Origin of the sequence: Peptostreptococcus anaerobius 653-L (assembly GCF_000178095.1) — a bacterium.
GTDB lineage: Bacteria > Bacillota > Clostridia > Peptostreptococcales > Peptostreptococcaceae > Peptostreptococcus > Peptostreptococcus anaerobius.
Window position 1 is genome coordinate 1 of sequence record NZ_ADJN01000015.1, and the last position, 12,082, is coordinate 12,082.

At 35.0% G+C, this 12,082-nt stretch carries 11 protein-coding genes and 1 pseudogene; 1 reads left to right on the forward strand and 11 read right to left on the reverse strand.

Features of this window, described 5'->3' with window-relative positions; translation table 11 throughout:
- Positions 1-573: 573 nt before the first annotated feature.
- From HMPREF0631_RS01195 to HMPREF0631_RS01230, 9 genes and pseudogenes are all read right to left on the reverse strand, one after another.
- Complete coding sequence (locus tag HMPREF0631_RS01195; protein WP_002843092.1) at positions 574-864, reverse strand: DUF3847 domain-containing protein; 291 nt, start codon at positions 862-864, stop codon at positions 574-576.
- A 133-nt stretch (positions 865-997) separates the two neighbouring features.
- Positions 998-1,255, reverse strand: a complete 258-nt coding sequence (locus tag HMPREF0631_RS01200; RefSeq protein WP_002842962.1) for a hypothetical protein — start codon at positions 1,253-1,255, stop codon at positions 998-1,000.
- A gap of 29 nt (positions 1,256-1,284) precedes the next feature.
- Entirely contained in the window at positions 1,285-1,488 is a 204-nt protein-coding gene (locus HMPREF0631_RS01205) for a helix-turn-helix transcriptional regulator (RefSeq protein WP_002843027.1), read from the reverse strand.
- Positions 1,489-1,490: 2 nt separating this feature from the next.
- Positions 1,491-1,907: a hypothetical protein gene (locus tag HMPREF0631_RS01210; protein ID WP_002846698.1), complete on the reverse strand. Its 417-nt coding sequence runs from the start codon at positions 1,905-1,907 to the stop codon at positions 1,491-1,493.
- A 404-nt stretch (positions 1,908-2,311) separates the two neighbouring features.
- Positions 2,312-2,563: pseudogene (locus HMPREF0631_RS10085) on the reverse strand (DUF3847 domain-containing protein).
- Between the two features lie 221 nt (positions 2,564-2,784).
- On the reverse strand, positions 2,785-4,698 hold the full coding sequence (lysS, locus tag HMPREF0631_RS01215; protein ID WP_002842896.1) for a lysine--tRNA ligase: 1,914 nt from the start codon (positions 4,696-4,698) through the stop codon (positions 2,785-2,787).
- Positions 4,699-4,717: 19 nt separating this feature from the next.
- On the reverse strand, positions 4,718-5,203 hold the full coding sequence (gene greA / locus HMPREF0631_RS01220; RefSeq protein WP_002843057.1) for a transcription elongation factor GreA: 486 nt from the start codon (positions 5,201-5,203) through the stop codon (positions 4,718-4,720).
- A gap of 197 nt (positions 5,204-5,400) precedes the next feature.
- On the reverse strand, positions 5,401-6,360 hold the full coding sequence (dusB, locus tag HMPREF0631_RS01225) for a tRNA dihydrouridine synthase DusB (protein WP_002842902.1): 960 nt from the start codon (positions 6,358-6,360) through the stop codon (positions 5,401-5,403).
- A gap of 9 nt (positions 6,361-6,369) precedes the next feature.
- Positions 6,370-7,140, reverse strand: a complete 771-nt coding sequence (locus HMPREF0631_RS01230; protein WP_002842908.1) for a type III pantothenate kinase — start codon at positions 7,138-7,140, stop codon at positions 6,370-6,372.
- A 266-nt stretch (positions 7,141-7,406) separates the two neighbouring features.
- Between HMPREF0631_RS01230 and HMPREF0631_RS01235 the strand changes: the two genes are divergently transcribed.
- Positions 7,407-8,390, forward strand: coding sequence for a biotin--[acetyl-CoA-carboxylase] ligase (locus HMPREF0631_RS01235; RefSeq protein ID WP_002842994.1), 984 nt, complete (start codon positions 7,407-7,409; stop codon positions 8,388-8,390).
- Between the two features lie 288 nt (positions 8,391-8,678).
- On the opposite strand, the gene HMPREF0631_RS01240 is transcribed toward HMPREF0631_RS01235, so the two are convergent.
- Both HMPREF0631_RS01240 and HMPREF0631_RS01245 read right to left on the reverse strand, forming a co-directional pair.
- The gene (locus HMPREF0631_RS01240; protein ID WP_002843021.1) at positions 8,679-9,344 is read right to left on the reverse strand and encodes an ABC transporter ATP-binding protein; all 666 of its coding nucleotides are present in this window, start codon (positions 9,342-9,344) and stop codon (positions 8,679-8,681) included.
- Positions 9,345-9,354: 10 nt separating this feature from the next.
- The gene (locus HMPREF0631_RS01245) at positions 9,355-11,769 is read right to left on the reverse strand and encodes an ABC transporter permease (protein ID WP_242821652.1); all 2,415 of its coding nucleotides are present in this window, start codon (positions 11,767-11,769) and stop codon (positions 9,355-9,357) included.
- Positions 11,770-12,082 lie beyond the last annotated feature (313 nt).

A 12,082-nucleotide genomic window follows, 5' to 3' on the forward strand; every position in this document is an offset into this window, starting at 1 on the left:
TATCCGCCTTGATGTTTTCCAGATTTTCGACAATCAAAATTTTTGATTTTCGCTTTTCGGAAGTCTTTTTTTATGGTTATTTAAGAGTGTAACTATTCGTTACACCCTTAGATTTCTCCGATCATATCTTTTTTGTTTGGTTTTACTTTTTCCTTTCTTGTGTAGTCTTGGGTTACTCCGTCCCATTCATTTTTTTATTTTTCTCCACTTATATATGCTGCACTTGCTACTGCACTTTTTACTTTTCCTCTTGATATTATGTTTACTGAAAAATGAAAACTGTCTGCCATTTTTATCACTTCCTTTCTTTTTTGTTGTTTCACCCTAGCGGGTACAAGTAGGTGGAGGCTTAACAGATTTCTTATATTCACTTTGTGAATGAGCGTTTTGAAATACCCTTTGCCTAATCAGTCAAACCACTCGCAAGCTCGTGGTGAATGATTGGCAGGGGCAGACCCAAAGCGAATGATTATTGCTGCCTGTAAGGGTTTGGCTCCGCATGACGCAAGCACCCTTTAGGGTGTATAATTGCGCCCTTAGAAATTCTAAGGGAGATTTGATTATTTTATTTCATTAATTTTCTCTCATTATTTTTAGTGTTTCTTTAAATTCTTTTGTCTTTGTCGCTTCTTCTAGTAGGATTTTTATTTCTTCATCTGTTAGTTCTTCTACGTTTTCTATAAGGCTTTCTAAGATTGCTCCTCTTGTTATAAGCCTATGAGTTCTTTCTTTTCTTCTTTTTACTATGTCTTGTTTTAATATCTTTTTTTCTTGATTTTTTTCTTGCCTTAGTCTTTCTTCTGTATTGTCAATTTTATCTTTTATTTCTTTTGATTCTTGTCTTATTTGTTCTAATTTTTTCATACTAATATCCTTTCTTGTAATATAAAAAGACGATGAAGATATACTCTCCCCGTCTTTAGATTGTTCTCGAATTAAATATTAAATTTAAAATGAATGTTTATATTCTCCTTTAAAACAATTACTAAAAGCTCTGCTATTTATTATTCAATATATCTCCTGTTCCTCCACAAATTATAAGGTCAGGTCTATATATTTCAACTTGATTTTTTATAAATTCTCTATCATCTTTTGCAAACTTATCTATCTCAGAATCATTTGAGGTTGTCTTTCCAGGAGTCTTTTTTAAGTTTATAACAGAAATAGGAGCAAGATATTTTTTCCTATCATATTTATCTAAATCTTCGACCGTATCAAAATCTATATCGTCCCATTGCAATCCTGTGAATTGCATATTATATTTCCTAAATTAAATTGTGTGCCTCAATCATCTGTAAATTCAAATAAATCTTCTACGCTAACATCAAACACTTTTGCAATATCCATAGCTAATTTTAATGACGGATTATATTTTCCATTTTCAAGATGCACAATAGTTTCTCTTCTGGCATTTACCATTTCCGCAAGTTCAGATTGTTTATATTTTTTCTTTTCTCTATATTCCTTAACTTTTGTTATTAGTGCCACAATTACACCCCTTTAGAATCCATAATTATAAATATAATCGTACGAAGTATTGTAATTGTAATTACTGTTCCAATAATTAGCCATCCCATCAACGCTGTTGAAATTCCGTTTACATGACCTAAAATCCCTCCTAAATACGCTATAATAACCATTAACACGCAAAAAATTTTTAAGCATATTGAATCACATCTGTGTAGATTTTTTTCCGCAAATTCATCAAAGTATTCTTTCTTATACTTTTTTACTCTAAAATAATGCACTATCAGCATCAAAAATAGAATAAAACCCCAATAGCTTGAAAACTGTTGGTATTCTGGATGATAGTCGCTTCTGCTCCACAACCAATAATATCCCGCAATTAAGATTGCAATAATAATTTTTGTTGCAACAACTTCTCGTATAGATACTTTGTTTTTCATGTCAAATTCTCCTTACGTATAATTTCAAGTGATATATTTCTAACATGGTGTTATAAATATATCACACTAAAAACTTGATGTCAATACTTAAGTTATAAATATTTCACTTTTGTTTTTTATTGGTCTAACTCGTTCTGTTTTACCTGTGATAGTCGTTTTTCTTGTTCCTGTAACAGCTCTATGCAAGTCTTAACTTTTTCTGCTTGTTCAACTTCTTCTCATATCCCTAATATTTGATTGTAAAGGTTATTTTCTCTTTCTTCATAGTGGCAAGTTACGATTTCCATTGAGATATATTTAAGATCTTGCTTTCTCATAAGTATTCTTTCAGATATTTCTTAAAAATTTTAAATAAAATAAGTTATGCAGTATGCTCATTGTAAAAATCTTCCTGTTTATTTTTTTTAATTTTCGCTCATTATTTTTAGTGTTTCTTTAAATTCTTTTGTCTTTTTTGCTTTTTCTAGTAGGATTTTTATTTCTTCATCTGTTAATTCTTCTGCATTTTCTAAAGACTTTCTAGGATTGGTCTTCTTGTTATGAGTCTATGAGTTCTTTCTTTTCTTCTTTTTACTATATCTTGTTTTAATATCTTTTTTTCTTGATTTTTTTCTTGCCTTAGTCTTTCTTCTGTATTGTCAATATTATTTTTTTATTTCTTTTGACTCTTGTCTTAGTTGTTATAATTTTTTCATACTGATCTCCTTTTTTGAAATAAAAAAGACAATAGAGTTTTTAATTGCTATCGCCAGTGATTATCTAATATTTATTATTCTTTAAATTGATCCTATTATATAGTTTAGTAATTCTAATAATCCAATTATAAAAATGAAACTGGGATTCATTACAAACCCCAGTTTCATAATTAGCGTGTTCTTTAATATAACTTAGCCCCTGCTGGTATCTTGTCATCTACCATCAATAGGTTAAGTAGTTCTTTTCCATCATAGTCGCATACTGCTGATATTAGCATACCGCAAGATTCTATACCCATCATCTTTCTTGGTGGTAGGTTAGTTATTGCAACTAGTGTCTTGCCTACTAGTTCCTCTGCTGAATAATGCATCTTGATCCCAGATAAGATCACTCTCTCCTGGCCAGATCCGTCATTCAATGTGAACTTTAGTAGCTTGTTTGACTTTGGTACTTCTTCACACTTTAGAACCTTTACAACTCTAAAGTCTGACTTAGAGAATGTCTCAAAGTCTACATCTTCTTCAAATAAAGGCTCAACCTTTACCTTAGATAGGTCTATCTTTACTTCCTTCTTTTCAACTTCTTCGTCAGCTTCTGATGAACCATCTCTTAGAGGCTTCATTGTTGGGAATAACAATACGTCCCTAATTGTTGTAGAGTTTGTAAGAAGCATGATAACTCTGTCTATACCTATTCCTAGTCCACCTGTTGGAGGTAGTCCTACTTCTAGGGCGTTTAGGAAGTCTTCATCCATTTCACAAGCTTCATCGTCACCAAGTTCTCTCTTTCTAACCTGGTCTTCAAATCTACCCCTCTGGTCGATTGGGTCATTTAATTCTGAGAATGCATTGGCAAGCTCCCACCTATTGGCAAATGCTTCAAACCTATCTGTTCTTCTAGGATCTTCAACATTTCTCTTCGCAAGAGGAGATACCTCAACTGGATGATGAGTTATGAAAGTTGGCTGGATTAGCTGGTCTTCACCGAACTCCTCAAAGAAGGCATTGATTACCTCACCCCTTCTCATTCCTGGAGTGATTTCTATACCCTTTTCTCTAGCTATGGCTAGGGCTTCTTCGTCTGTATTTATTTCAGAGAAGTCTACACCTGCATATTCCTTTACGCATTCTTCCATAGTCATTCTCTTCCATGGAGGAGTAAAGTCTATCTCTGTTCCCTGGTAGTCTATCTTCATGCTGCCTGTAGCAACTTCAGCCATGTGAGATATAACATTTTCAGTTATTTCCATCATGTCCTTGTAGTCTGCATAGGCCTGGTATAGTTCTATTGCTGTATATTCTGGGTTATGCTTCATGTCCATACCTTCGTTTCTGAACATCCTACCCATTTCATATACCTTGTCAAATCCACCAACGATTAGTCTTTTTAGGTATAACTCATTGGCAATTCTTAGGTACATAGGTATATCTAGTGTATTGTGGTGGGTGATAAATGGTCTAGCATTTGCTCCACCAGCAATTGTATTTAGTATTGGTGTTTCTACTTCTAAGAATCCTCTATCGTCAAGGTAGCTTCTAAGAGCCTTAAGGGCCTTAGTCCTTGTAAGGAAGGCTTCCTTTACTTCTGGATTTACTATAAGGTCAACATATCTCTGTCTGTATCTTAGGTCAACGTCCTTTAGACCGTGGTACTTTTCTGGTAGTACCTGTAGTGATTTAGATAGTAGGACTAACTTTTCAACGTGTACTGACACTTCTTCAGTCTTAGTCTTGAATACAAAACCTTCTATACCTACTATATCACCTAGGTCATATGTCTTAAATAGCTTATATTCATCAACACCTATATCGTCTCTCTTTACATAGGCCTGGATTCTTCCGTTCTGGTCCTGTAGGTGCATAAATGATGCCTTACCCATGACTCTCTTAGACATTATACGTCCAGCTAGGCTCACTCTCTGACCTTCTAGGCTATCGTAGTTTGCTATTACCTCATCTGAATGATGACTTACTTCATACTTACTGATCTTGAAAGGGTCTCTTCCCATTTCCTGAAGATCTTTTAATTTATCTCTTCTTACCTGAAGAACTTCACTTAAATTTTCTATCTGACTTTCTGGCTTGTTGTTTTCCATTACGTCCTCCTTAGTGTGATTATCTCTTTATATCTAGTACCTTTAACTTTATGATTCCATCTGGTACATTTACTTCTACGACATCCCCTATCTTGCTGCCAAGTAATGACTTACCAACTGGAGATTCATTAGATATTTTACCGTTATATGGGTCTGCTTCTGCACTACCAACGATTGAATATTCTACTTCTTCATCAAAATCTTCATCGTATATTCTAACTATTGAACCTATTGTGATAACATCTAGGTCAACACTGCTCTCATCTATTATAACGGCCTTTCTTACCATGTTTTCTAACTTGATAATTCTCTCTTCAAGAGCAGCCTGCTCTTTCTTAGCTTCATCATACTCTGCATTTTCAGATAAGTCACCAAATGATATTGCTACCTTTAGTCTTTCAGCTACTTCTTTTCTTCTAGTCGTTTTTAGTAGCTCTAGTTCTTCTTCAAGTTTGTCAAACCCTTCCTGTGTAAGGATTATCTCTTTGCTAGTATTTTCTTCCATTACGCTCCTCCAATTTATAGCCCTGTCATTTACATAATCATCTATGATCAACAAGGCATTTTTGTCTATCCTGATCTAGGTATGTTTGTAACCTATTTCATAATCTCTATAAGGTTTATAAATTGTGTGTAATTTTGACACAATTTAACATATATCCGATATATTATATTCTAAAAAGCGCTAAATGTCAAGGTTTTCTAGTCATTTAGGAGCATATTAAGTGTATCTACTACCTCTTGGGCCGACTCCATCTTATTTATCATATCCCTGAACCTAGCCGAATTTTTCATTCCCTTTAGGTACCATCCGATGTGCTTTCTCATCTCTCTTACAGCTACATACTCTCCATGCTCCTTGACAGCAAGTCCCATATGCTTGATGGCTATATTTATCTTGTCTTCCTTTGTTGGACCTGGAAGTATCTCACCTGTCTTTAAGTAATGGTCTATCCTCTTGAAAATCCAAGGATTTCCCTGGGCCCCCCTACCAATCATAACGGCATCACAATTGGTCATCTCTCTTATTTTTACAACATCTTCAACAGACACTATATCTCCATTTCCTATAACTGGAATAGATACGGCATTTTTCACCTGACCTATAATATCCCAATCAGCCTTGCCAGAGTAGAATTGCTCTCTTGTCCTGCCATGAACTGCTATGGCATCTATACCACAGTCCTCTGCTATCTTGGCAATCTCTACAGCATTTACAGAATCATCATCCCAACCCTTTCTAATCTTCAGGGTAACTGGCTTATTTGAGTTTTTTACTACATTAGTAAGGACATCGGCTGCCAACTTGGGATTTTTCATAAGGGCTGACCCGTCACCGTTTTTTATGACCTTGGGAGCTGGACAACCCATATTTATATCCAAAATCTCATTTGGATAGTCATTTAAAATTTTCGCAGCACGACCCATATATTCAGGCTCACTACCGAATATCTGCACGGCTACAGGATGTTCTTCATCCAATATATTCAACATCTTCTTAGTGTTTTGGTCATCATAACACAAGGCCTTGGCATTTATCATCTCAGTATATAGTAGACCACATCCAAGCTCCTTACAAATCAACCTAAAAGGTAGGTCAGTTACACCTGCCATGGGTGCCAAAAACACTTCATTCTTTACTTCAAAATCTTTAAACTTCATCTATTACCCCTATGCTTTATTTTTTTCGTATATTAGTCTCAAGCCTTCAAGGGTAAGGTCTCCATCAACATAATCCATGACATCAGTCTGAGTTGCTATCATATTAGCAAGACCACCTGTACCTATTACTAGCACCTCGTCATCTCCAAGCTCTTCCTTCATAAGTTCTACAATCTTCTCACACTGGCCTGCATAGCCATAGACTAGACCAGCCTGGATTGAAGAAATAGTATCCTTGCATATTATGCACTCTGGCTTGACTATCTCGACTCTAGGTAGCTTAGATGCCTTCTGGAATAGGGCCTCACTTGAAATCTTGATACCAGGAGCTATTACACCACCCAGATATTCACCCTTGCCAGATATAGCACAGTAAGTTGTAGCCGTACCAAAGTCTATTATTATAAGTGGCTTTTTATACTTAGCAATTGCAGCAACTGCATTTACAATCCTGTCTGCACCAACCATCTTAGGGTCATCATACTTTATATTTAGGCCTGTCTTAATGCCAGGGCCAACAACCAATGGGCTTATCCCACAATACTTCATGCAGAAGTTCTCTAGAGAATGCATTACGGCTGGAACTACAGACGATATTATAATAGAATCTACCAAAGTCATATCGACCTTACTTGAATCAAAAAGATTCTTTATCAATACTCCATATTCATCTGAAGTCTTATTTGGATCAGTATTTATTCTCCAATCGCTTATTAGCTTACTTCCATCGTATACGCCTAATACCATATTGGTATTTCCAACGTCAAATACTAGTAACATACTTTCTTAACCTTTCCTAATATACTAAATATTATCTTATTTATTATTACCCAATTAGTACTGGGTTATATCCCGTTAGATATACGTCTTTTCATCAACGTTACCATTATAACACCTATATCAAGCTTTGTACAAGATAAGTGGATTATATTTTGAAATGTATTTTACCCTATGGTAAAATATACTTAATTAACTAGTCGTTACGACTTAAAATCTCTATAAAAACACATTGGACAAGGTCCGATAAGTCTATGAGGAGGACTAAAATGAAGTCTACAAAAGAAAAAATAATAAATATACTAATCGACAATAAAGATAAATATATATCCGGAGAATCAATATCTGAAAAACTAGAAGTATCCAGGGCTTCCGTTTGGAAACACATCAAAAACCTAGAGAAAGAGGGCTACCAGATAGAATCAAAAACTTCCCAGGGCTATAAGCTAATCGGTCGAACAGATACAGCAAACCCAAGCTATGAAATAAGCCATAGATTAAAGACATCATTCATGGGACAAAGAGTTGACTACTTCAAAACTATCGACTCTACAAATATACAAGCTAATAAAATTGCCTCCCAGTCACCTGAAGGAACTGTAGTTCTAGCAGATGAACAGACCAAAGGAAAAGGTCGCATCGGGCGTACATGGGTATCCGAACAAAATAAGGGTCTGTACTTCTCTACCATATTAAAACCAGACATAGCCCTAATGCAAGCTCCATTTATTACGCAACTAGTAGCTGCCAGCCTTACGAAGACTTTCTTGGACCTAGGCATAGAAATATCAATCAAATGGCCGAATGACTTGATATATAAGGGTAAAAAAGTTGCAGGTATCCTAACAGAGATGTCTGCAGAAATAGACCATATATCTTATATAATTGTAGGTATAGGGATAAACTTGTACAAAAAGGATTTTGAAGATGAAATCAAGGACAAGGCAACATCATTTGCCAACGAAGGAATAGAAATCGACAGGATTGAATTTTTGAGAAAGTTCTTTCCTAATTTTGAGGACCTGTATGAGAAGTTTAAGGCAGGAGACAAAAGAGAGTGTCTAGATATACTTAGGAGTAGGTCGGCTGTCTTAGGAAGGGAAGTCTACAAGATAAAAGAGGGAGAAAGGGTCAAGGTTTTTGCTAGGGATATTGATGATATGGGGAACTTGATTGTTGAGCATGAATCAGGTCAGGTTGAAACTGTATTTACTGGTGAGATATCTATTAGAGGACTTGATTCTTATATTTAAATTAAGAGAGGGTTGGTTACCTTGTCTTGTAATCTGTACGAAGAACCAAAAACATCATATTGCTCGCTTCACTGAAAGCTGTGCATTGATGTTTTGACGTTTCTTCTCAATGATTACATATCCAAGGCAACCAACCCTCTTTTTTTATACAAGATAATCAAGTTCTAATAGATATTCTGCCACTTAGCAGACTTTCAAAGCAGCCTCTCATGATTAGTTTTTATTTTACAGACTAATTGTACCATGCTGTGATTCATATTTCAAAACAAAATACACTTGATAAATAAGCTATCCCTCGACTACTCCATCTCTTATATATACTACCCTGTCTGCAATCTTCGCAACTTCCTCATCATGGGTTATCATAATAACAGTCTGACCCTCTTCATCCACTATTTTTCTAATCAACCTAAGTATCTCCATTCCTGTATCTGAGTCTAGGTTGCCAGTAGGTTCATCCGCAAGCAATAGCATTGGCCTTGTAACCATAGCCCTCGCTATAGCCACCCTCTGTTGTTCTCCACCCGATAGCTGGTCGGGAAACTTGTTCCCCTTATCCCCAATACCTAGCTTACTAATTATTGACTCAATATAGTCCAAGTCAGGTTTTTTATGGTCTAGTCTTATCGGAAATTCAATATTTTCTCTGGCACTCAATATTCTGACTAAGTTATAGTTCTGAAATACTATACCTACGTCCCTTCTCCTGTATCTAGCAAGTGAAGATTTAGATTTTGAGCATATATCAATCCCGTTTATAAATATCCTTCCTGACGTCGGCTGGTCCAGTCCACCTACCATATTCAATAGAGTAGTCTTTCCTGATCCAGATGGTCCCATTATAGCCACAAATTCCCCCTTGTCTATATTAAGGTCTACTCCATTCAGGGCCATGTGCCTGTTGTCTCCTGTTCCGTATACTTTTCCTAAATTTTTTATCTCTATATATGACATACCTTATCTCCTATTCCAAATCACCAATTGCTTCTCTTATATCGCTAGCGAGTATCTTTTTAGCTGGCATATATATACTAGACATACATACACCTAGACTGACTGCAAATATAGACAAGAATACAAGCGGATTTATATCCATACTAAGACCGATTATCCTAGATACCGACTCCATCTCTCTAATATACACAAATTGTCTCACCATACTTATGGTCAATGACAATATGGTTGAAAATACTGCATATACCAAGGCTTCACCAATCAGCATGGTCCTGATGTCGCTTTCAGTCATACCCAGTGACATCATCAGGCCTATATCTTTTTTCTTTGACATCAACTTGTATGTAAGTAGGTTTATCATACAGGCTACTGCCACCAAAACAAAGGCATAATACTTTATATTTTCTGTACTTAGGTATGAAACCTCTGCCATAGAATTTTCAAGCCTCTCCTTTGACATATTGGACAAAAGATATTCAGGGTATCCTTTTAGTTTTTCTAGCATACTCTTTTCAATAAAATTTTGATCCTTTATATCCCTAATGTATATCTCACCCACAGAATATCCCATATCCTTGTCTATATCAACCATATGCTCATGGGGTATTATTACATTTACCGAAGAATCTTGCCCAGAACCAGAAGTTACTGGTAGATAGTCTACTATAGCCACTATCTTGTAGGACTTTTTTATTGTAGGTGTTCTACCCTTTAGTTGCCAAAAATCACCTATCTCCTTGTCGCTTAAACTAGTGTTTTTGAGTTTATTTGCTATATTTACCTCTATCCTATCGCCTAGTTTATAGTTTAGGATCTTGTTTCTAGGGTCTTTTCCCCTATTAATATCAATATAATTTACAGGATAATATAGGATACACTCATCCTTGGATATATTATTTTTATCTATACTTGTCTTTTTCCCCTCGTATATATGGTCTTTTAAGGCTTCTAAGGCTTGGTCATTATATCCTAATACTATATTTTTGATTGTGTACCCTTTGCCATTTTCCTTGTAAAGACCATCTAAAACCTTACTCATATATGGAGATTTATTTTTTTCATCAAAGTAGTCCTTCCTATTCATCATGGATTTTTCAATATCAAAATAAGAAAATTTAAAGCTAGCCCACATATTTCTATCTATACAGGACTTGCCGTCAGACATCTTTATTTCCCCTATTTCGTCCGCAGTAGATTTAGGTATATATGATGTCAAATCTAATATATTGTTTTTTCTTATAGTAAAATCTGCCTTGGTAAAATCATCTGTCATCTCCATCACTTTCTCATTTTCCCTTGAATAATAAGACCTCATAAGTATTTCAGATATAGGTAGTGATACTGATAATATAACGACTAGGGTTAAAATATAATCTGCCCTTAGGTACTTCAAGAATATAAATATTCCAACATCAAATTTATCACATATGTAGTTCCATAACCTACTCGATCTGTAACTAATCTTCATCCTGTTTCTAGACCTTATCATATCTATTGGACTACCCTTGACTGCAAGCCAGTACACCACTAGTCCTATGACTAACACTGAAGCCATAACAGAGATTAGACCTATCAAAATTATCTTAGGCTCAATAACTAAACCGCTATAAGATACCATATTGGCCTGGACCTCAGAATAGAAGTTCTCTCCCCTAGCTATTATATAGTTGGAGAGCACTATCGAACTAGGAAAGGCTGCTAGTCCACCCACAAACATCAATAAATATAACTCACCTATTATAAGTTTAAAAATATCAAAGAATCCCATCCCAATTGCCTTAAATATACCCATATCCTCTAGCCTAGTCCTAACAGATATAAGATATGTAGATGCTATTATAACAGAAGTAAATAAGACAGACATAAAGATTATCTTGAATACTTCTAAGCCTGTGCTGCCATCATTTTCATAGGCCTCAATAAGCATATCATTTATAGAATAGTCTCCCTCCTTGACTAAGTTTTTGTCTTTTAGATCCTTTATAATTTTTTTTGATGCACTCCTAATATTCCCCTTGTCCTTGAGTATAATGTTTACTAAATTATACTTATCTAGCTGATTTTTCCTATTTAAAGTAAAAAATTGGAACATAAGTTTAGACTTCTCTTTGGCATTGTCCTCTAGTACACCCACTATTTTATAGGATACCTTACCCTTGGATATGTATGACTCAAACTCAAAATTGTCACCTATATCCTTACCTATATTTTTGAGTATCCAATCCTGAACCATAACTTCATTGTGATTATTGGGGTAACGTCCTCTCAAGACCTTATATTGTGACTTGTCTTTCCCAATGACATTTATCATATATTTAGAACTTGCCTTAGATGCATCAACCAGGTTCTCAATATGGATTTTGTCAACATCAGGACTCTTTTTTATACTTGCTAAGGCTTTTTCATTCAAATTATGAAACTTCAAATGGTATATTGAGTCCTCTTTTAAAAAATTCAATTCTACTAAGTTGCCCGTGTGTTTTAGGATGCCATTGGTCCAAATAATCAAGAAACTCATAAAAAAACAAATTCCTATTACAATCGACCTTTTGTAACATTTTTTTATATAACGAACTATCAAAGATAACATACTAACCTCCTTCAAAGACCTATATAAGTTTTATCTATGTTAATTATATATTTGACCCAAAATATTTTCAAACATCCAATTTGAACAAATAATACGTCAAAATACCTATTCGCTGCAATTTAATGTATCTAATACCTATCTATCTGCA